The organism is Collinsella sp. AM31-2AC (assembly GCF_003469285.1).
In the GTDB taxonomy this organism is placed as follows: Bacteria; Actinomycetota; Coriobacteriia; order Coriobacteriales; family Coriobacteriaceae; genus Collinsella; species Collinsella aerofaciens_AT.
On record NZ_QSJB01000004.1, the window covers coordinates 75,835 to 97,221 of the forward strand.

19 protein-coding genes are annotated in these 21,387 nt (G+C 59.5%); 13 read left to right on the forward strand and 6 right to left on the reverse strand.

Annotated elements, in window-relative coordinates; translation table 11 throughout:
* Positions 1-113 precede the first annotated feature (113 nt).
* Entirely contained in the window at positions 114-1,529 is a 1,416-nt protein-coding gene (locus DW796_RS02740; protein ID WP_118094207.1) for an MFS transporter, read from the forward strand.
* Between the two features lie 152 nt (positions 1,530-1,681).
* Positions 1,682-2,575, forward strand: a complete 894-nt coding sequence (locus DW796_RS02745; RefSeq protein WP_118094208.1) for a hypothetical protein — start codon at positions 1,682-1,684, stop codon at positions 2,573-2,575.
* Positions 2,576-2,901: 326 nt separating this feature from the next.
* Here the strand turns inward: DW796_RS02745 and pdxT are convergent, their stop codons facing one another.
* Both pdxT and pdxS read right to left on the reverse strand, forming a co-directional pair.
* The gene (gene pdxT, locus DW796_RS02750; protein ID WP_118094209.1) at positions 2,902-3,489 is read right to left on the reverse strand and encodes a pyridoxal 5'-phosphate synthase glutaminase subunit PdxT; all 588 of its coding nucleotides are present in this window, start codon (positions 3,487-3,489) and stop codon (positions 2,902-2,904) included.
* Positions 3,490-3,509: 20 nt separating this feature from the next.
* Positions 3,510-4,400 (reverse strand): pyridoxal 5'-phosphate synthase lyase subunit PdxS, encoded by an 891-nt coding sequence (gene pdxS, locus DW796_RS02755; RefSeq protein WP_022094325.1) that lies wholly within the window; start codon positions 4,398-4,400, stop codon positions 3,510-3,512.
* Positions 4,401-4,545: 145 nt separating this feature from the next.
* Between pdxS and DW796_RS02760 the strand changes: the two genes are divergently transcribed.
* The 3 genes from DW796_RS02760 to DW796_RS02765 all read left to right on the forward strand — a co-directional run bounded on the left by DW796_RS02760 (position 4,546) and on the right by DW796_RS02765 (position 7,407).
* Positions 4,546-5,982 (forward strand): PLP-dependent aminotransferase family protein, encoded by a 1,437-nt coding sequence (locus DW796_RS02760; protein ID WP_118094210.1) that lies wholly within the window; start codon positions 4,546-4,548, stop codon positions 5,980-5,982.
* Positions 5,983-6,053: 71 nt separating this feature from the next.
* A complete protein-coding gene (locus DW796_RS10410) occupies positions 6,054-6,200 on the forward strand; it encodes a hypothetical protein (protein WP_158567675.1) in 147 nt (48 codons plus the stop codon).
* A 325-nt stretch (positions 6,201-6,525) separates the two neighbouring features.
* Complete coding sequence (locus tag DW796_RS02765; protein WP_158567676.1) at positions 6,526-7,407, forward strand: hypothetical protein; 882 nt, start codon at positions 6,526-6,528, stop codon at positions 7,405-7,407.
* A 242-nt stretch (positions 7,408-7,649) separates the two neighbouring features.
* Here the strand turns inward: DW796_RS02765 and DW796_RS02770 are convergent, their stop codons facing one another.
* A complete protein-coding gene (locus DW796_RS02770; protein WP_070097113.1) occupies positions 7,650-8,213 on the reverse strand; it encodes a ferritin family protein in 564 nt (187 codons plus the stop codon).
* Between the two features lie 254 nt (positions 8,214-8,467).
* On the opposite strand from DW796_RS02770, the gene DW796_RS02775 reads away from it, so the two are divergent.
* From DW796_RS02775 to DW796_RS02800, 6 genes are all read left to right on the forward strand, one after another.
* Positions 8,468-9,688, forward strand: coding sequence for an iron-containing alcohol dehydrogenase (locus DW796_RS02775; protein ID WP_118094212.1), 1,221 nt, complete (start codon positions 8,468-8,470; stop codon positions 9,686-9,688).
* Between the two features lie 8 nt (positions 9,689-9,696).
* Positions 9,697-11,076 (forward strand): aldehyde dehydrogenase, encoded by a 1,380-nt coding sequence (locus tag DW796_RS02780; protein WP_118094213.1) that lies wholly within the window; start codon positions 9,697-9,699, stop codon positions 11,074-11,076.
* A 422-nt stretch (positions 11,077-11,498) separates the two neighbouring features.
* Complete coding sequence (locus DW796_RS02785; protein ID WP_117776063.1) at positions 11,499-11,825, forward strand: HIRAN domain-containing protein; 327 nt, start codon at positions 11,499-11,501, stop codon at positions 11,823-11,825.
* Between the two features lie 18 nt (positions 11,826-11,843).
* On the forward strand, positions 11,844-12,023 hold the full coding sequence (locus tag DW796_RS02790) for a hypothetical protein (protein WP_117655200.1): 180 nt from the start codon (positions 11,844-11,846) through the stop codon (positions 12,021-12,023).
* 66 nt (positions 12,024-12,089) lie between these two features.
* Positions 12,090-12,635, forward strand: coding sequence for a metallophosphoesterase (locus tag DW796_RS02795; protein WP_233502598.1), 546 nt, complete (start codon positions 12,090-12,092; stop codon positions 12,633-12,635).
* Positions 12,636-12,775: 140 nt separating this feature from the next.
* Complete coding sequence (locus DW796_RS02800; RefSeq protein WP_118094214.1) at positions 12,776-14,533, forward strand: DUF2130 domain-containing protein; 1,758 nt, start codon at positions 12,776-12,778, stop codon at positions 14,531-14,533.
* Positions 14,534-14,612: 79 nt separating this feature from the next.
* Here DW796_RS02800 and DW796_RS02805 read toward each other — a convergent pair whose 3' ends face one another.
* The 3 genes from DW796_RS02805 to DW796_RS02815 all read right to left on the reverse strand — a co-directional run bounded on the left by DW796_RS02805 (position 14,613) and on the right by DW796_RS02815 (position 19,434).
* On the reverse strand, positions 14,613-17,294 hold the full coding sequence (locus DW796_RS02805; protein WP_118094215.1) for an RNA helicase: 2,682 nt from the start codon (positions 17,292-17,294) through the stop codon (positions 14,613-14,615).
* A 309-nt stretch (positions 17,295-17,603) separates the two neighbouring features.
* On the reverse strand, positions 17,604-18,443 hold the full coding sequence (locus tag DW796_RS02810) for a tRNA (guanosine(46)-N(7))-methyltransferase TrmB (RefSeq protein ID WP_118094216.1): 840 nt from the start codon (positions 18,441-18,443) through the stop codon (positions 17,604-17,606).
* 118 nt (positions 18,444-18,561) lie between these two features.
* Complete coding sequence (locus tag DW796_RS02815; RefSeq protein ID WP_147351007.1) at positions 18,562-19,434, reverse strand: hypothetical protein; 873 nt, start codon at positions 19,432-19,434, stop codon at positions 18,562-18,564.
* A gap of 267 nt (positions 19,435-19,701) precedes the next feature.
* On the opposite strand from DW796_RS02815, the gene DW796_RS02820 reads away from it, so the two are divergent.
* Both DW796_RS02820 and DW796_RS02825 read left to right on the forward strand, forming a co-directional pair.
* Positions 19,702-20,424, forward strand: a complete 723-nt coding sequence (locus DW796_RS02820) for a helix-turn-helix domain-containing protein (RefSeq protein ID WP_118094218.1) — start codon at positions 19,702-19,704, stop codon at positions 20,422-20,424.
* Positions 20,421-21,320 carry a DUF4097 family beta strand repeat-containing protein gene (locus tag DW796_RS02825; RefSeq protein WP_118094219.1) on the forward strand — a complete coding sequence of 300 codons (900 nt, stop codon included), beginning with the start codon at positions 20,421-20,423 and terminating at the stop codon, positions 21,318-21,320. Before DW796_RS02820 ends, DW796_RS02825 begins: the two co-directional genes overlap by 4 nt.
* Positions 21,321-21,387 lie beyond the last annotated feature (67 nt).

Below are 21,387 nucleotides of genomic sequence, written 5' to 3' on the forward strand. Positions count from 1 at the left end.
ACCATGTTGCCAGACTCGTCGCGTGCGGCGTCTGGCGTAAGTCTAGGGCTCATCCTCGCCCTGGACTGTTCCTCTGGGGCGATACGACTGTCGTTCCAAGAGGAAGGAAATGCATGGGGAGCAAATCTCAGCAACAAGTTCAAGTAGCGCCATCGGCCACTTCGGCGTTTCTCGCCGTAATGTATATCGCGGCCTTTGTTGCCGCGTTTAACGAGAACATCATTAACGTGGCGTTGCACGACATCATGGCGGCCTTTTCGGTGAGTGCCACCACGGCGCAGTGGCTTGTTTCGGGCTACATGATCGTGACGTCGATCTTTACGGCCATCATGGCCTTTCTTTCCGGTCGTTTCTCGACGCGCAGGCTGCTGTTTTTCGCATGCGGATGCATGGTCGCCGGAGAAGTCCTGTGCCTGGTCGCCCCAACGTTTACCGTCTTGCTGCCAAGTCGCATTTTGCAGGCTGCGGGATCGGGCATCTTGTTTCCGCTCATGATGAATGTGGTGCTATCTTGCGCTCCGCGCGAGAAGCTCGGTCTGTATCTGAGTCTGGGCGGTGCCTGCATTACGCTGGGGCCGGCGTTTGGACCTGTGATCAGTGGTCTTATGTGCACGTTGTTTGGCTGGAGGGCGGTGTTCGTAGTGCCGCTGGTGGGCGGTGTCGTGGTCGCCGCGGCGGCAGCAAAGCTCGTTCGAAATGTTGGAGAGCGCTCGAACACTAAGCTTGATATTCTGTCGGTTGCTTTGCTTGCGGCCGGCATCACGGCGTTTGTATATTCCGTTGGCGAGTTCTCGACCAATGTGATGGCCGGTATCGTGACGCTTCTCGCCGCCGTTGTGCTGCTCGGCCTCTTTACGGCCCGTCAGCTCAAGCTCGGACATCCGGTGCTCAACGTGCGCCCCATGGCAAGCGTTCGTTTTTGGCCTGCGTGCCTGCTTGTGGTGGTGTCGATGATGACGACGTTCTCGATGAGCGTTTTGCTGCCGCTCTATTTTGAGGGCGCATACGGCATGACGGCTCTTGTTGCTGGCTTGCTCATTTTGCCGGCGATTGCCTGCAACGCTGTGACCTCGATTGTGGGCGGACGCGTGATGGATGCCCGTGGCGCGTGGCCGCTGCTGCCGGTCGGCTTTGCCCTGATTGCTGTGGGACAGGCTGCAATTTCGATGACCGCGGCAAGCATGAACATTGGTATTGTCGTGGCGCTGACTGTTGTGGTGTATGCCGGTGTCGGTTTGGTGCTGAGCCCCTCGCAGACGGCCGGCCTGGAGACGTTGCCCGCCGCTGAGCATCCTCACGGAACGGCATTGCTCAACACGTGGAACATGATTGCCGCGTCGTTTGGCCCGTCCCTGTTTATCGGCCTGCTCTCGAGTTCTGCGGCGGTTGCCGGCGCCGCTGGCGTTGCGGCGGACGTTGCCCAGGCGATCGGATTTGCGGCTGCCGTGCGCGTAGCGGCCGTGATTGCCGTGGCCGGGTTCGCGGTGTCGCTGGTGTACGCCCGCCGCGAGTCGCACATGTCGCATTAATGTGTGCACATAGATTCTGCAGCTAGATTGGATGGCGACACCATAAACTAATGGACGTTTTGCCGAGAGGCATGAATGTTTAAAGCGCAAAGAGTGCGCGACGGGCCCCGCGAATGGGGCGATGATGCCCGAGAGGGCCAAGAAGGAGTCTCATGTCCGAGAACGAAGAGATCATGAACGAGACCGAGAACGAGACCATGGCTGCCGAGGTCGAGGCAGTCGAGACCGTGGAGACCGAAGCTGCCGAGGTTGAGGCTGCTGCCGAGGTTTCCGCCGAGGAGGAGGCCGAGGTTGTCGAGGCCGCCGTTGATTACGATGACGAAGAGCTGATGGACAAGATGCAGAAGGCCGCCCGCCTGCTGCGTAGCCGTCGCTTTGCTATTTCCAAGGAGGAGGAGGCCAAGGCCGAGCGTATGGCGAACATCGAGCGCGCCATCAAGCTTCTTGACCTCAAGCCCAAGATGGAGCAGAAGGAAATGTCCGACCTGCTGGGCATGCGCCTTCGTGAGCTCGATGGTCTGATGGCCGAGGCCGAGGCTGCCGACCTGGTCGGCCGCATCGACGACGCCGAGGGCGATATGCGCAAGATCGTCGTCTTCGCTGCCGAGGATGCCGCTGAGGGCCTGGTCGAGCTTGCCAGCAAGAAGGAGAAGCTCCTGCCTGAGCTTTCTTACGAGGAGGCCACCGAGCTGATGGCCGCTCTCGATAAGGTTATCGCTCCGCTCGTCGCCATGGGCCTGGACGAGGACCGCGGTCCTCGCGGCGGCCGTGACGAGCGCGGTGGCCGTGGCGGCGACCGTGGCGGTCGCGGCGGCTTTGGCGATCGCGGTGGCCGTGGTGGTGACCGCGGCGGTCGCGGTGGCGATCGCGGTGGCCGTGGCGGCTTTGGTGACCGTGGCGGCGACCGTGGCGGTCGCGGCGGCTTTGGTGGCAACCGTGGTGGCAACCGTGGCGGCTTCGGCGGCAACCGTGGTAACGACCGCGGCGGTCGCGGTGGCGATCGTGGCGGCCGCAACGGTGGCGGCTTCCGCGGCAACCGCTTTTAGGGGTTACGCGGTTCTACGAACCGCGTAACTAGTTGACGCTGCGCGCCACCCAGGGCGACAATTTGTCATTCAAAAGGCAAGGCATGACCAGAAGGTCTATGCCTTGCCTTTTTCATGCCAACTTGTTCGCCCTGGGCGGCGCTCGCTGGCGTTGCCAAAACATCGGCGTTGCCATGATCCAAGGTAGTCATTGGGGACGTTCTTAAACGACTACATAGCATGAGAGTGGATAATCTCCCGGTTTGAGCCTGCATTCAAGCTCAAAGGGGAGATTATCCACTCTCATTTGTTATGTGTCCGAAAATCCACGCTCGTTTCTACTCTGTCTACATTTGTAGGAACAGTTCGTGGAGGCGGGTGTCTTCATCGAGTTCGGGGTGGAAGGTTACGCCGAGCTGGTTGCCCTGGCGGGCAGCGACGATGCAGCCATCGACTTCGGCCAGGGCCTTGGCGTCGCCGTGGACCTCGACGATGCGGGGTGCGCGGATAAACGTCAGCGGCGCTTCACCGTCGATGCCGGCTACTTGCCCTTTGGTTCGAAAGCTGCCGAGCTGCCTGCCGTAGGCATTGCGCTCGACAAGTACATCCATGGTTGCCAAACGCGGCGTGCCCTTATCGTCATGGGCGGCAAGGTCGCGCGCCAGCAGAATCAGGCCGGCGCAGGTGCCCAGGACGGGCATGCCTTCAGCGATGCGGGCACGAAGCTCCTCGAGCATGCCCAACTCATCAAGCAGTTTCCCTTGAACGGTGGACTCGCCGCCGGGAAGTACCAGACGGTCAAAGTCCTGCTTCAAATCAGCCGCCTGCCTCAGCTCAATACAACGTGCGCCCAGCTCGGACAGCCTCGCTTCGTGCTCGGCAAAAGCACCTTGGATCGCCAGCACGGCGACCGTCTGGTCTGCGTAATCACTCATGTGCGATCCTTTCTGCCGGACTAGCGTCCGCGCTCCTCCATGATGATCTCGATCTCGTCGGCGTTGATGCCCACCATAGCCTCGCCCAGGTCCTCCGAAAGCTCAGCGATGAGTTTGGCATCGGTGAAGTTTGCCACGGCCTTGACGATGGCGGCTGCGCGCTTGGCGGGATCGCCGCTCTTAAAGATGCCCGAGCCGACAAAGACGCCTTCGGCGCCCAGCTGCATCATCAGCGCGGCGTCGGCGGGGGTCGCTACGCCGCCGGCGGCAAAGTTCACGACGGGAAGCTTACCCGTGGCATGGACCTCGCGCACCAGCTCGACCGGAACCTGCAGTTGCTTGGCTGCCTCAAAGAGCTCGTCGTCGCGCAGGGCAACAACGTCACGGATCTGCTTTTGAATCTTGCGCATGTGGCGCACGGCTTGGACGACGTCGCCCGTGCCCGGCTCGCCCTTGGTGCGAATCATTGTGGCGCCCTCGGCAACACGGCGCAACGCTTCGCCCAGATCGCGGGCACCGCAGACAAACGGGACGTCAAACTGGGTCTTATCGATGTGGTAGACATCGTCGGCGGGGGAGAGAACCTCGGACTCATCGATGTAGTCGATCTCGATGGCCTGAAGGACCTGCGCCTCGACGATGTGACCGATGCGGCACTTGGCCATGACGGGGATGGAGACGGCCTCTTGAATGCCCTTGATCATCTTGGGGTCACTCATGCGCGACACGCCGCCGGCGGCGCGGATGTCGGCCGGGATGCGCTCGAGAGCCATGACGGCGCAGGCGCCTGCCTCCTCGGCGATACGTGCCTGCTCGGGCGTGGTGACGTCCATGATGACGCCGCCCTTGAGCATCTGCGCGAGTTCGCGATTGAGTTTGACGCGATCTGCCTTGCTGGTCTGTTCTGCCATGGTTGCTCCCTTGGTTGGCATGTGCATTGCTTGACGGAAAATCCTATCGGGGAGCTGGGCATGGCAAAATACTCAGTTTTCGAGATAATAATAAGGTCAGCTTAATACCAGATTGAACAGCTCGATAAGGTCAGGTGACAAACTCATGCTTGACTACAATTTGGAAAAACGCGGCGAAGCATCGCTCTATGAGTATGTTTACCAGCAAATCCGAGATGATATCGTAGCTGGACGCATTACGGCGGGGGAGCATCTGCCGTCCAAGCGCGCCTTTGCCAGTCATCTGGGAATCAGTGTTATTACCATTGAGAATGCATATAGCCAGTTACTCGCTGAGGGCTATATTTGCTCAATGCCACGTCGTGGCTACTACGCTTGCGAGCTTCCGGATGCACCGGTTTTGGCTTCGGCTGCGGAGGGCATCGACCGAGATGCCGTCTCTGTGGGCCCCAGCGTGCATGATGTCAACGGACAGGTCGAGCGATTCGATGCGCTTTCTCCTTCTGCTTTGGAGGCGGCGCGGCTTTGGCAAAGCGCGCTACGGGCGACGCTGGCATCCGAGGACGAGCGCGAAATCTTTTCGCCCGCGCCGGCGCAGGGCACCGCTCGGCTGCGACGTGCGATTGCGCACCATCTACGCGGGACGAGGGGTATGAATGTCGACCCCAACAACATTGTTATCGGTGCGGGCGCCCAGCTGCTCGATACCATGTTGGTTCAGTTGCTTGGAGCCGACAAGGTGTATGCCGTTGAGGATCCGGGCTATCTGCGCCTGACGCGCATCTATCAGGCTATGGGTTGCGAAGTGCGTCATATCCCGTTGGACGGTGAAGGCGTGGACTTGAGTGCTCTGCAGAAAACCGGGGCGGATGTCCTTCACCTGATGCCGTCTCACCAATATCCGACCGGCCTTGTGACGAGCATTGCGCGTCGCTATGCCCTGCTGAGCTGGGCCGCCGAGCAGCCGGATCGGTATCTCATCGAAGATGACTTTGATTGTGAGTTTCGCCTTGCCGGCAAGCCGATTCCCGCGCTCGCGTCGATCGATGCCGCCCAATCGGTCATCTACACCAACACCTTTTCAAAAAGTCTGTCGTCGGCCTTGCGTTTGGCGTATATGGTCCTGCCTGATGAGCTGATGGAACGGTTTAGGCGCAACCTTGGTTTTTACGCCTCGTCGGTGAGTTCTGTTGACCAGGTCGCTTTGGCTCGCTTGCTGGAATCGGGTGATTACGAGCGACATGTGAACCGCGTGCGCGTTCGAGCTCGCGAGGCGCGTGATGGCCTGACGGCGCTTGTGCGAAAGGCGTTTCCGGCGGGGGAGTTTTTGGTTGAGCACGCGGATGCCGGCCTCTACTGCGTCGTAGTTGCGGAGTGCGATACGGGCGGAAACTCTTTTACACGCGCCCTCGCGCGCTCGAGCATCCCTTACATCGATATCAATGACTGTTTTTGGTGTCCCGATGGCGCACATGGATCTTCAAACCCGACTCGAATCCTTGTCCAGTACGACGATTTGAGTCCAAATGAGCTAAATACCCTGGAATTGCAGCTAATGGGGGGCACTCTGCAACCTAAGTGAGTAGACTTTTAGCACTTTGGCGACCAGGCAGTTTTGTAACAAGCTATCTACCTGCGGTTTTGAAAAGCAGGATGACCGGCCTGATCGGGATGTTCAAAAAAGTCTACTCACTTGCCGCGCAAGGCTTCCGCATGAGAAAAGAAGCGGGGTTTTCAACAACGCTCCGTCCAGTTCTTGGCAAGCTTTTGGCCAGTTGGGGAGGGCTGTTGAAAACTTAACAGTCCGTTCGACGCCCTTTTCGGTGCGTTCGCGCCAATGCGTGAGTACCAGGGTTGAAATCCGTGTTCTCCTGTGCCTATGAAGGATCTACTTTGTGACATATCGGCTTTTAGGTACTGGCGCTTGCCCCCTCAAGTCCTTGCTTTGTGTCCGCCGCTTCCACGACCGGAAGAAGACCGGCAGCGATATGACCTTGTCCGTAACCCGACGGCTAAGGTTGCGCTCGGCTTTCCGTTGTATACGTTGGTTCGAACGAGAAACAAGCGGACTTGCCCTGCCGGCATGAGGCAGCGGCTGTTTCTCGGTGAGCTCCCCAGGGAATCCGTGCTAGAAACGGAGCATGGGTTTTTGGTTACGTCTCCTCTGATGACGGCATTCATCATGTCGCGACATCTGACGGATCTCCAGCTTCTTTTCGTATTGGCGGAGATGTGCGGTTTGTTTGCGGTGTGTGCCCTGCCGGCGGCACTCGAGGCGGAGCTTTCGCGTGCAATTGATTCGGGCGCGATTTCGACAACGTTCGGTTGGGTGCGCTGCCCGTCCGAGGACGGCACCGCCTCAAATTTATGGCGTCGAGACGCTTTGGTTTTGGGCGGAGACCTTGACCGCTTTTGTTCAGATGTTTACGGGATGCGGTACGGCAAGCGATTTATGGCGGTGTCGCGTTTCGTTCCGCTGGGCGCCGCATCGCCCTTTGAGGTCGAGGCGTATTTGTTGCTTGGACTGCCGCGAGCCCTGGGAGGCGAAGGGTTTTGTGGCATAGAGCTCAATGTCGAAGTGACGCTAAGCACAAGTGCTCGAGCGATTGTGGGAAAGTCCCGTGTATATATCGACCTACTTCTGTCTTCGCCGGACGGCAGGCAACAGGTGGCCATTGAATGTCAGGGAAAGGCCTCGCACGGACGCGCAGGGGATGGCTTGCGTGACGCTGACCGCATGACGGCTCTTCAGGCCATGGGCTACGATGTGCTTCTCCTGACACATGGGCAGATATCCGATAAGGATAGATTCCATGCGATCGTTAAGGCCATATGCAGGATGCTCGATGCTGAATATCGTGATAAAAGCTCAGATGAGCAAAGGGCTGAGACATTACTCCGGTCTGAACTATTCGTTGACTGGACAAAATTGGGAGTAATTGACGGAAAGATGCCCGTTAGACACAAAACAGCTCGATCGTGGACGGCTGCGGTTCTAAGTGAGTAGGCTTTTGGCACTTTGGTGACCAGGCCGTTTTGTAACAAGGCATTTACCTGCGGCTTTATAAAGTGATACGGATGGCCTGCTCGGCAAGTTCAAAAAAGTCTACTCACTTAGTTTTTGACGAGAAGCCGATGCCGAAGGCGGTCCTATTTCAGGGCGTTAACAAGTTCGTGAGGCACGAAAAAGGCCCGAACCAATACGGTCCGGGCCTCATCGAGCTAGAGGTTATGTCTCAAGCGGTTGGCTTAGCCAAAGTAGCGCTTGAGCAGGCCGGCGAAAGCCTTGCCGTGGCGAGCCTCGTCGCGAGCCATCTCGTGCACGGTGTCGTGGATGGCATCGAGACCAGCGGCCTTGGCGCGCTTGGCGAGATCGGTCTTGCCGGCGGTGGCGCCGTTCTCGGCCTCAACGCGCATCTCGAGGTTCTTCTTGGTGGAGTCGGTCACGACCTCGCCCAGGAGCTCGGCGAACTTGGCGGCGTGCTCGGCCTCCTCGTGGGCAGCCTTCTCCCAGTACAGGCCGATCTCGGGATAGCCCTCGCGATGAGCGACGCGAGCCATGGCCAGGTACATACCGACCTCAGAGCACTCGCCCTCAAAGTTGGCGCGCAGGTCAGCAACGATGTCCTCGGAGACGCCCTCCATCTTGGCGACGCCCACGACGTGCTCGGCAGCCCACTCGAGCTGACCCTCCTCCTGCTTCAGGAAGCGAGAGCCGGGAACGCCGCACTGGGGGCACTTGAAATCCTCGGGCAGCTGGTCGCCGTCGAACTCTTCCACATAACCGCAAACGGGGCAAACAAACTTCATAATTCGATCCTTTCGATCGATGGCGATGGTGCGCTCGTCCGGTCCCGTAAGGGCCCTCTCCGGACGTGCGTCTTGACGAGTTCTATTATCCATAAATGCGACCGAATGTGAAGCCTATTAGGAATGATTTTTAATAAAACAATTTTCGGCATGTGAAGATGTTGATTGATTAACGATTTGCAAGCCATATGCGGACGCCGATGAGTACAATCGGTCGAACAAATGTTGACCTATCAACAAATGAAGGAGTTTCCTTTATGCATCTAGCCCGCCGCGCCTGGTGCCGAACATATCAGACGGTTTTTCGCATCGCATTGCCGATCCTGCCCTATACCGAGCCGCGCATTTTGGAGCATGCCGAGGATGTGCCCGCAGTGCTTCAAAAGCGCTCGATCCAGAAGGTCCTTATCGTGACAGACCCTGGTATTGCTCGTTTGGGACTCACGGCATCACTCGAGCGTGCGCTTACGGCTCAGGGGATTGGCGTTACGGTCTATGCCGAAACGCGTGCGAATCCCACGGTCTCAAACGTGGAGGAAGCGGCGTCCCTGTATCGCGAGAGCGCCTGCCAGGCCATTATCGGCTTTGGTGGCGGTTCGGCCATGGACTGCGCCAAGGGTGTGGGCGCACGCATCGCACAGCCAAATAAGCCCATCAACAAGATGCGTGGCCTGTTGCGCGTCCACCGTCTCCTGCCGCTGCTTATTGCGGTTCCCACTACCGCCGGTACGGGAAGCGAAGTCACACTCGCGGCGGTTATCACCGATGACGAGACGCACTACAAGTACCCCATTAACGACTTTGTGCTTATCCCGCGCTTTGCGGTGCACGACCCCGAGTTTACACGCGGCCTGCCCGCCTCCATTACGGGGCAGACGGGCATGGATGCCCTGACGCATGCCGTCGAGGCCTTTATCGGCCGTAGCACCACGCCCTACACGCGCAAGATGGCGCGTCAGGCGGTCCAGCTCATCCACGACAATTTGCCCGAGGCTTATGAGCATGGCGACGACATGCGCGCTCGTCGCAATATGCTTTCGGCGGCGTATAAAGCGGGTGTTGCATTTACCCGCTCCTATGTCGGATACGTGCATGCCATCGCGCACAGTCTGGGCGGCCGATACGGAATTCCGCACGGTTTGGCCAACGCGATCATCCTGCCGCACATGCTTCGCGCTTATGGTGACGCCGCCGCCCCCAAGCTTGCCGATCTTGCTCGCATGGCCGGTATCGCGCCGGCTAACGCGCAGGACAGTCTTGCGGCCGAGGCCTTTATCGATTGGGTCGACCGCATGAATGCCGCCTTGGGCATTCCCAAATATGTGACGGGCATTCGCCGCTCCGATATTCCGCAAATGGCGGCCCATGCCGATGCCGAGGCCAATCCGCTATACCCCGTTCCACTTTTGATGGACCGTTTGGAGCTCGAGCGTATGTACGAGGTCGTCGCGGGTGGTATGTTTGAGGATGAGAACTAGGAGGGCCCATGAACACCGAGGAAATCGCGCGCATTGTCGGCGAACAGCGCGCCTACTTTAAGACGCGCGCCACGTTTGATGTCGATGCTCGACGTCGCGCCCTCGTGCGCCTGCGCGAGGCGGTGCGGGCACACGAGACCGATATTGCCCATGCGCTCAAGACCGATTTGGGAAAGTCGCATGACGAGGTCTATATGTGTGAGATCGGCACCTCGCTTTCCGAGATTCGTCATCAGATTGCGCATGTGGCTCGATGGAGCCGTCCGCGCCTGCGTCCGTGTGACCTCGCCAACGCCGTGAGTGTGTGCAAAACGCAAGCCGTGCCCTATGGCGTCACGCTCATTATGGCGCCCTGGAACTACCCGTTTTTGCTAACGCTCGAGCCGCTTGCCGGCGCCCTTGCCGCGGGCAATACCGTGGTCATCAAGCCGAGTGCCTATGCTCCGGCATCGAGCGCGGTGCTCAGGCAGATTTGCGAGGAAGCATTTGATCCGCGCCTGGTGACGGTCGTCGAAGGCGGCCGTGCCGAGAATGAGGCGCTGCTCGACGAGAGCTGGGACAAGATTTTCTTTACCGGTAGCGTTCCGGTCGGCAAGTTCGTCATGGAGCGCGCAAGTAAAAACCTGACGCCCGTGACGCTTGAGCTGGGCGGAAAGAGCCCCTGCATTGTGGATGCCACGGCAAACTTAAAAGTCGCGGCACGGCGCATCGCCTTTGGTAAATGGCTCAACGTGGGGCAGACCTGCGTGGCGCCCGACTACCTGCTGGTCGATACGCGCGTACACGATGAGCTGTTGGGCCTCATCAGGGAGGAGACCCGTCGCATGTTTGGCGAGCATCCGCTCGACAACGAGGATTACGGTCATATCGTCAACGCCAAGCATTTTGCGCGCGTGCGCGGGCTGATCGACCCCGACAAGGTTGTGCTGGGAGGCACGGCGCGCGAGTCGTCGCTCAAGATTGAGCCGACGATCCTAGACGGCGTGGCGCCTGAGGACGCCGTGATGCAGGAAGAGATTTTCGGTCCCATCTTGCCGGTGCTGACGTTTGAGAGCCTGGATGAGGCCGAGGCGTTTATTGCAGATCGTCCGACGCCGCTGGCCCTGTATATCTTTAGCCAGGATCGCGCAGTTCAGGAGCGCTTTGTGCGCTACGTGCCCTTTGGCGGCGGCTGCGTTAACGACACGATCATGCACTTGGCTACGAGTCATATGGGCTTCGGCGGCATGGGTGCGAGCGGTATGGGCCAGTACCATGGCCGCGAGAGCTTCGATACGTTTAGCCACAAGAAGAGCATCGTGAACAAGGCAACGTGGCTGGACGTGCCGTTCCGCTACGCCCCTTATGAGAGCTGGAAGCACAAGTTCGTGCGCATATTCGTGCATTAGAAAATGGCAGGTAATACGAACAAATGTTCCTATTACCTGCCATTTACGTTAGACTACTGCTATGGGGTACGGATGGGCCAACTCCCTTTAGAAGGGAATTGGTATGAACGTAAGCGATGTTATTTCGTTACTGGCGTTGTTAATCGCGGCTATCGAACTCGGCCTGTTTATCGGCCGAATGAAATAGCCGCCCCCGCGTAAGCGAAGACGGCCACTTCTCACGATGTAAACGTGCACTGGAGTTGGCAAGACCCGCTGCAACGGGTGCCATCCGTGCCTCTATCTTATCTGCAAGCGCTCTGTCTCGCAAGCGTTGCGGCAAATGGGCGAAAGGTGCGAGCGGGTGAAATTTTGTCCGCACGGGCCCGTAAGCTTCTCAGTAAGGTTAAGTGCCGGTTTATTCGGTCGTTAGAGGAGTTGCCATGTACGAGCCTTCACGTGTTCTTTTGTCGTTTCATATTGCAGGATTTCAGTATGCCGATGGCGCCTTGGTCTTGGGCGATCTTAAAGCGGGCGTTAAACTGACGCTGTGTGCCGAGCGCGATAACCCCCATGATCCCGAGGCGGTTGCGATCTACTACGGCAACACCAAGCTTGGGTATGTTCCGGGAAACGAGGTCGGCCCGCTGTCCTTGATGATGTATTACGGCCACGAGGACGTATTTGAGGCTCGCGTGCAACAGGTTGCTCCCGAGCGCAGCCCGTGGCATCAGGTGCGCGTTGGTCTCTATGTGGTGGATGCTCGCTAATCGGCAATGGAGGCGGTCATGTTTGATGACGATGACCTGTTCGATCTGACGGACGACCCGTTTGAGTGGGATATGCTGATCGACGATGATGAGCTGGAGCAGGACCGGAAGAAGCGGCAGGACAAGAACGCCCAGGGCGACGCTTCGAAAAAGCAAGACAAGCGCCGCCGCGGACTGTTCGGCGGGCTCTTTGGATAACCGCTGCATCGCTGCGTCTGTATACTTAGCACGAGTTGAACACGTTGCGAAATGAGGACAGAGACGATGATGTGGTTTACCGCCGACCTGCACCTGGGCGATACGAATATCTTGCACGATATGGATCGGCCGTTTGATTCGGTCGAGGAGATGAACCGCAAGGTCATCGATGCCGTCAATGAGTGCGTGGCGGCGGACGACCGTCTCTATATCTTGGGAGACTTTACCTATCGTTTGCCCCTGGCGGAGGCGATGCGCCTGCGCGAGCGTATCGAATGTCAGAACGTGACGCTCATCCGTGGTAACCATGACGGCGACTGGGAAGATCCCGACGTACCGCAGATTTGGGAAGACGTGCGCGATTACCTGGAGATTGCTCCCGGCTATGCCAAGGGCCATCGCCTGGTGTTGAGCCATTACCCCATGCTCAGCTGGAATGGCAAGGCGCGCGGCGCCATCATGCTGCACGGGCACATCCACAGCAGGGGAGACCGTACCAATGCACGCAACCGCGATCGCGAGCGCCCTATCTTTCGCTACGATGTCGGTCTCGATGCCAACGAGTACAAGCCCGTAAGCCGTGACCAGATTCTTAGCTTCTTTGGGTTATAGGGCGCCAGAGCCACCACAAAGGGGGCAGGCACCTTTGTGGTGGTTCTGGCGCCGTTGCCATTATGGCGGCGGCGTCTTTTTTGTCCGTGCGGCGCGGTAGAGTGTAGGCGGTTGAAATTTGCGTCCATCGAGGAGCTGCCATGAACGAGATCAAGTGCCCGCATTGCGGAGAAGTTTTTAAGGTCGATGCGTCCGGTTATGCGGATATCGTCAAGCAGGTGCGCGATGCCGAGTTCTCGCGCGACCTGGATGAGCGCGTGAAGGCGGTCCAGCGCGAGGGCGAGCAGGCACTGGAGCTTGAGCGCTCGCGCTCGACGGCTGCTTTGCAAAAGGCAGAGTCTCAGCGCGACGCTCAGCTTGTCGAGCAGAAGAATGCTGCAGCTCAGCAGCTGGCGCAAGAGGTTGCCAAGCGCGACGCTGAGCTTGCCGAGCTGCGCGCCAAGCTCGAAGGCGCTGCCGCAGAGCGCGAGAGTGCAAGTCAGCGCGCGGCGGTTGAGGCCCGTTCCGATGCTCAAAAGGAGAATGCCGAGCTTCAGCGCGAGATCGACAATTTACGTGCGCAGTTGGAGCGCAAAGATGATGAAGCCAGGCTTGCCGAGGCGGCGGCACGCAATGCTGCTCAAAACGATTTAGCTGCACGTGATGCTCAGATTGCTGAGCTGCAGGCCAGACTTGCCGCGGCGGACAAGGCCCAGGAGATGGCGCTTGCCGCCGCTGCGGCCGAGTCGCAGCGTGAGCTCGATGCCGCTCGCAGCGAGGCCGAGCGCGCGCTTGCTGACTATCGCGTGAAGGTGCAAGAGAAGTTTTCTGCCGCAAAGGCACAGTCCGAGCAAGAGGCCGAGGGTCTGCGTGCCCAGTTGCGCGAGCAGGAACTGATGGCAAAAATGAACCTGTCAGAGGCGGTCGCCGCGGCGGAGCGAGAGCGCGATGAGGCACGTGCCAAGCTGACGAGCGAGCTGGCGGTGCGCGATTCTCGCGAGGAGCAAGCCAAGGCGGCACACGAGCTCGAGCTTGCGCAGGCCAAGCGCGCGAGCGATGACCTGATTCGCTACAAGGATGAAGAGATTGAGCGCCTTAAGGACATGAAGGTCCGCCTGTCCACCAAGATGGTGGGCGAGTCGCTCGAGCAGCACTGCGAGACCGAGTTCAACCGTCTGCGCATGACGGCGTTTCCCAACGCGTACTTCGAGAAAGATAACGATGCGTCCGAGGGTACCAAGGGCGACTTTATCTTCCGCGAGTGCGACGCGAGCGGTAACGAGGTCATTTCGATTATGTTCGAGATGAAAAACGAGAACGACGAGACCACGACCAAGCATAAAAACGAGGACTTCTTTAAGAAACTCGACCACGATCGCCGCCAAAAAGGCTGTGAGTACGCGGTGCTCTGCACGCTACTCGAGCCCGAGAGCGAGCTCTATAACGCAGGGATAGTCGACGTGAGCTATCGCTACGAGAAGATGTACGTGATTCGCCCACAGTTTTTCATTCCCATGATTACGCTTCTTCGCAACGCCGCCATGGGTTCGCTGCGCTATAAGCAGGAGCTGGCGGAGTACAAACAGCAGAATATCGACGTCACGAACTTCGAAGCCAAGATGGAAAAGTTCAAGAATGATTTCGGTCGCAACTACGAGATCGCGAGCCGCAAGTTCCAAACGGCGATTGATGAGATCGACAAGACGATTAGCCATCTGCAGAAAACCAAGGAGGCGTTGCTGTCCTCCGAGAACAATCTGCGCCTAGCCAACAAGAAAGCCGACGATCTTACCATTCGCAAGCTCACATGGGGCAACAAGACCATGAAGGCGGCGTTTGACGAGGCGCGCGGGGCTGCGCCAGAGACAAACGATGAGCCCGCCGAGGCAGATTCGTATGAGGTCGAAGATGCCGAGTAAGGCATAGCAGATAGTGCAAAAGCGGGGCCGCTGGCGATATTGCCAACGGCCCCGCTTTGTTTCGTTCCAGTATGTTCGGCTAGTCCTCGAGCAGGTCCTCGATAAAGCCGACGCGGTAGTTTTTGAAGATGACCTCGCCGCCGTCTTGCGTGGCGTCCAGATCGACATCGCCCATGATGCCAAAGTCGTGGTCGCCATCCTCGTCGGCAAAGATCTGGTGCACGTGCCATACGTGCGCGGTCTTCTCGTCGGACTCATCGATGGAGAACATCGCGGCGCTGCGGGCATCTCCGTCGGTGAGGATTTCCTCGTGCTGCTCATGGTAGGCATCGAGCGCCTTTTGCCAGCGAATCTCGCTCATGCCCCAGTCGTCGTCGAGTTCGCCCAGGTCGCGAACGTGCTCGCGGGCGGCAAGGGTCACGCGGCGGAAGAGCGCATTGCGCACCAGCAGCGTGCAGCCGCGGCGGTCCGCCACGACCTCGTCGATGCCCTGTGGCGGCGCGGCATCGAGGGCTGCCGGGTTGCCGGCGTTCTCCCACTCGTCCACCAGGCTCGAGTCGACCGAGCGCACCACAAAGCCCAGCCACGAGATAATGTCGCGCAGGCGCTCGTCGCGCTTCTCGATGGGTACGGTGCGGTCGAGAGAACGGTAAGCCTCTGCCAGGTAGCGCAGCAAAATGCCCTCGGAGCGGGCGATGCCGAGCTTTTGAATGTAGCCCTTAAAATCGCTCGCGCTTTCCAACATATCGCGCAGGACGCTCTTGGGGGAGAGCTGGTAGTCGTTTGCCCAGGGCACTTCCTGGCAGTACTTGTCAAAGGCGGCATCGAGCAGGTCCTCGAGCGGCTTTTCGTACGTGACGTCCTGAATGCGCTCCAGGCGCTCCTCGTATTCGACGCCGTCGGCCTTCATCTCGGCCATGGCGCGGTCGCGCGCGGCACGCTCCTGGGCGCGGAGCACCTGTTTGGGGTCCTCGAGCGTGGCCTCGACCATACTGATGAGGTCCATGGTATAGGTCTCGCTCTCGGGATCGAGCAGCTCCAACGCGGCAAGCAAAAAGGGCGAGAGCGGCTGGTCGAGCGCAAAGTCCTCGGGCAGGTCGACCGTCAGCGCGTAGTCGATGTCCGGCGCGGCATCAGCCGGAGCGTCGGGTGCGGGCGGTACCTCGGTGCGCACGACGACGCCGGAGTCGATGAGCGTGGCGAAGATTTCGTCGGCGCGAACCTCGAGCTTGGCCTTTTCTTCGGGGGTCTGCAGGCTTGTCTCGATGAGGTCGTGCACGCGGGCGCGAGCGTCACCGCCCTGCTCGACCACGCTAATCACCATGGAGTGTGTGATGCGAAGGCGCGGCTTGAGCGTCTCGGGCTGCGTCTCGAACAGGCGCTCAAAGGTCTGCTTGTTCCAGGTGACAAAGCCCTCGGGGGCCTTCTTCTTTTTAATCTTGCGGAGCTTTTTGGGATCGTCGCCCGCCTTGGCCATAAGCTTGGCATTCTCGATCTCGTGCTCGGGTGCCTCGGCGATCACCATGCCCTCGGTATCGAAGCCCGAGCGACCGGCGCGACCAGCGATCTGATGAAACTCACGGGCGCGCAGGCGACGCATCTTGTAGCCGTCGAACTTGGTGAGCGCGGTGAGCACCACGGTATGGATGGGTACGTTGATGCCGACGCCGAGCGTATCGGTACCGCAGATGACGGGCAGCAGGCCCTGCTGCGCCAAGCGCTCGACCAGCAGGCGATAGCGCGGCAACATGCCAGCATGGTGCACGCCGACGCCGCAGCCGAGCAAGCGCTTGAGGATCTTGCCGAAGGCCGTCGAGAAGCTCGTGCCCTTGGCCGCCTCCTTGATGGCCTCGCGCTGCTCCTTGCTGGCAATACCAAAGTTGGCGAGGGATTGCGCCGTCGCAAGTGCGGCGTCCTGGCTAAAGTGCACGATGTAGAGCGGGGCCTCGCCGCGGCGCATTGCGAGCTCGACGGTGCCCTCAAGCGAGGTCGTCACGTAGTCGTAGCTCAGCGGCACGGGGCGTGGGGCATCGACGACCAAGTCGCAGGTAGCGCCGGTGTGTTCCTCGAGCGAGGCGGCGATCGCGGTGACATCGCCGAGCGTGGCGCTCATGAGCATGAATTGCGTGTGGGGCAGGGTGAGCAGCGGCACCTGCCAGGCCCAGCCGCGATCGGGGTCGGCAAAGTAGTGGAACTCGTCCATGGCCACGCAGCCCACGTCGGCGTCCTCGCCCTCACGCAGTGCATCGTTGGCAAGGATCTCTGCCGTGCAGCAGATGACGGGCGCCTTGGTGTTGATATGCGTGTCGCCGGTGATCATGCCTACGTTATCGCGGCCGAGCACCTGCACCAGGTCGAAAAACTTTTCGCTGACCAGGGCCTTGATGGGGGCCGTGTAATAGCAACGTTTGCCCTGCGCCATGCCCATAAAGAGCATGCCCAGCGCGACGAGAGATTTACCCGATCCGGTCGGTGTGCCTAAAATGACGTGATCGCCGGCAGCCAGATCCATGAGGGCTTCTTCCTGGTGATCCCACAGCTCAATGCCGCGATTGCTCGTCCATTCAAAGAAGCGTTCGAAGGCTTGATCGGGCGTGAGCCATGGTTCGGGCTCGCTGCCGTCCTCGGGCTCCCACCAGGTGGGGGAGAGCGCGCCGAGCGAACCGAACTCTGCCTCGGCTCCCGTGCCGCCCGAGAATGAGCTGGCGGCGCCGGCGCCGGAGACGGTGCTGGCGGCGGTATCTGTCGTGGTCTGTGCCATGTGTTTGCTTTCTCTCGCGATTGTCCGCCAACTATTATGGCGTAGCGGCGGCGCGGGGTGCCAGCGCGCGAGAAAATGCAGGAAATGGGCGTTCTGCCCAGCCGTTTGGTGCAGTTGCCAGCTAAGTGAGTAGACTTTTTGCAATATCGCGAGCACATGGCTTTTGCGCAAGGGCTCTACCTGCGGTTTTAGTTTTCGCTATGCGGGTTGTGCTTGGCTATTGCTAAAAAGTCTACTCACTTAGGTCTGAGGATCGTTCGCTGGCGCTTATTTGCGCTTGTCTGCCGATGCCGCGACCATCAGAAGCCCCTAGGACTCCTGCGGTAAGCGCTTCTTGCCCTTGCGGGCGCGGTTTCTAAAGTTCTCGACGGCTTCTTCCATGCCCAGAGGCACATAGGTGAGCTCATCGAGGTTATCGGGCAGGTAGCAGGCAAGACTTTGCTCCTGCATGCGACCCGCTGTGAGCTGTTCGTCGGTGGGCTGCGCGCCGGGTGTGGCGCAAATGCCATAGACGACGGCACCCATTTCGCGCGTGCGGCACTCGTACTCGGTCTCGGGATGCTCGGGATGGTCGCGGCGAACGTCGTCACTTACCCAAAGTGTATCGTAGCCGGCCGCGGCAAACTGCCCCAAGGCGTAGTCGCGCAATGGCTTACTGTCGGTTCGCAGTGTGACGGTGGCACCGGCTGAAAAGAGCGGACGGTACAGCATTAGGTGGTCGACATGGACGAGTCGCTTTTTGGCGTACTTGGCCTTGGGCTGCGGCGTGGGAAAGTTGATGGTGATGGCATCGAGCTCGCCTGCGGCAAATAGCTGCGGCAGCGATGCGGCACCTCGGGGCAGGACGAGTGCGTTGGACAGCCCCTGCTCGCAGATTTTCTGTGCGGCATAGGCGATGCAGATGGGCTCCTGGTCCATGCCGATAAAGAGCGTGTTTGGCTCGCGGCGAGCTTGCTCAACCAGATAGGTGCCTTTGCCGCAGCCCAGATCCAGATGAAGGCGGGTGAAGGGTGCGCCGCCGGCTGGCGCGCAGGCTTCGCGCCAATTCCCGGCATAAGACTCGGGGTTCGTCTCAATCGCATTGGCGTAGCGCTCCAGGCGCTCCTCGAGCACAAAGTTCTTAGGTGTGCGAACGTGGACGGCTCCCATGAGGCTCCTTGGTTATAAGTATGGAACGTATAGCTGCACGCTCCGTCAATGGGTTGAAAAAGGGTGGGCATGGTTTGCCCGAAAGATGCGGTGCGGCTCGGCGGCGAGTCGCCGATACCTACAGGCGCTTGAGAATCACATAGCGGTTGAGCTCGCCGCTGCGACCGTCGGCATGGAAACGCTCAAGCTCGCGCACGGGGACCTCGCCGCTCTTGTAGAACGTACGGACGCCGCGCACCAGGTCGGTGATTTGCTGATCGTCAAAGTGATGACAATAGCGGTAGGCGTGGCGGTCGTTTTGCCAGCCAATGAGGTGGTCGCCGGCTTCAAACTGCGCGGAATCGTAACCCTCAAACGGCGGGGTGAGCTCGGCGCGGGCTTCGGCTCGAACGGCCTTGCGCGCCATGCGCTCGTCGTTCATAAACTCCCAAAAGCTGATGGCGATGATGCCGCCCGGGCACGTCTGGCGTACCAGGGCGTCGAGCACGCGTACGCGGTACTCGCACGACGGCACGTGGTGCATAAAGCCAAAGCAGACCGAGATGTCGGCGAGCGGGGCATCGAAAAGCACATCGGGCGTCTCGGCGGGGTTGAGCTTCATGAGGGCGTCGAGCACATCGAGTTCCTGGAAGTGCAGGTTGGGAATGCGCAGGGCGTGGCCGTGGGCGTCTATTGCCAGATCTTGGCACGAGTCGACACCATAGAACTCAAACGGGCAGCTGGCATCTGCCGAGGGGTTTGCGCCGTCGACGCCCTTGGCGGCAAGTGCCCCGCCGGCGGCAAAGTTCTCGAATCGCATATTGCCGCAGGCAAGGTCGAAGACGCGGACGGGATGCTCGATCGTGGCCACATCGAGCTGCTCAAGCGCGATGTCCATGGTGCGCACCCAGCCGGGCCACGGGGCTTGGCGCGTATCGGAAAAGGAAGCGGAGTGCTCGCGATAGAACGTATTGTTGAGCTGGATGAGCGATGATGCGAAATCGCGGTTCACGGCGCGGAACTCCCTCCGATGGCGGTGCGGAATAAACAGTACGACCATACTACCGTTAACGCCGCAACGGGGACAACTGAGCCGCGGGTCATTGCTTTGTTTGGACACATTTCCGCAGCTCATATGTGCCCGCAACCGCCGGTTGTCAAAAATCTCACTAGAATAGGTGGCATGCTTTTGGCGGTGGCGGATAGATTTTTAACTGTGCAAGGCGCCTTAAGAACAAAAACGGTCCGGCGGCACGGCTGGCATCACATAGGAGGAACCATGAATGTAGAAACTGCACAGCGGCTTGCCGACCTTCGCCGCAGCAAAGGCTTTAGCCAAGAAGGGCTGGCGCGAAAGCTGGGGCTGTCGCGCCAGGCGGTCAGTAAATGGGAGCGTGCGGAGAGCTCGCCTGATACCGAGAACCTGATCTCGCTCGCCAAGCTCTATGGTGTGAGCCTGGACGAGCTGCTCAATCCGAGCGACGAGATTGAGGACGATATCGAGTTTGAGAACGAGGACCGCGCCCGTCAGCGCGAGGCCGAGGCGGCAGAGCGTGCTCGCACCCATGAGGCGGCGGCGCGCGCTACCGAGGCGGCAACGCAGGCGAGTGATGCTGCGGCCAAGGCGGCGCAAGCGGCAAGCTGGAGTGCGCAGGCCGCCAATGCCGCTACGGCGCAGGCGACGAGTGGCGGTGCGGTTGGCTCGACTCCGGTGAAGGGCCCGTTCCAGTCGTTCCCGTATTGGGCCGTGTGTTGGCTACTGTTCTTTTTGCTGATGTTCCTGTTTGGTGCCGGCCCCTTTGCCGCGCTGATCTTCTTCACGATTCCCATCTATCACTGGGTGGCGCGTGCACTCGATGGTGATTGGGCGCGCGGGGATATTCAGGTTGGTTCGGCACCGGCGGTCGCTAGGACTAAGGGGGAGGACGTTTCCACAGCGGTTGGCGCTGACATGGCTACCGCGACCACCGCTGAGCCGATTACCAAAGAGGGCGATGAATGATGAAGCTCTCGCATGAGTCTAAGAGGCGCTTGGGCATTGGCATCGGAGCGTTCGTGCTCATCATCGGACTTGTCTTTGGTATTTCGCGGACTTTGATTCATTTTGATGGTCCGTGGGATCTCGACGATGTTGTACCTGGCTTGTCTGGTATGGACGATATGTTTGACGAGGACGATCTTTTGGATGGCGGTAACTATTCCGCTCGGCCTCAGCAGCTTTCGAGCACGACTTTTGACGAAGACGCGTTCCAATCGCTCGACTTGGATGTGACGTCGGGGACGGTCGAGGTCAAACACGTCTCCGGCGGCCCGGTGCGCGTTATCGAAAGCGGCCGCGTTGCGAAGGGGACGTCTGCCTCTGATGCGGCTACCCGGAACCTTGCTGAGGTCAAGGGCTCTACGCTCAAGATTAGTCAGTTCGACTACGATGATAAGCGCGCGATTGACCGCACAATTACCATTGAGCTGCCGCGAGATGTTGCGGATAACCTGGTGAGCATTACGGCGAGTGTAGGGTCGGGCGACCTGGCGGTCGCGGACATTGCGTGCCATGATCTGGATATAACGTTGAATTCGGGAGACGTTGAGTTTACGGGCACCGTGACCGACACCCTGAATGCCGAGGTCGGTTCGGGCGACATGACGTTCGAGCTCTACCAGGCGCCCGCGAAGTCTATGGACGTGAGCGTGGGCTCGGGCGACGTGGAGATGACGGTTCCGAACTCTACGGGTTTTAAGGCGAGCCTCACCTTGGGCAGCGGCGACTTCGAGAGCGATTTCCTTCCGCTTGGCTACGACGGCGAGACCATTTTGAATCTTGAATTCGACAACGGTGATAAGTCTGCCACGTATCGTTTTGAGGTCGGTTCGGGCGACATGTCGTTTGATTCGGAGTGATGGGTGGTTTTCGGAGACCCGCAAACGTAGCCGCGCTGTTTGATGGAGGCGCCGGAGCCGTGACTGG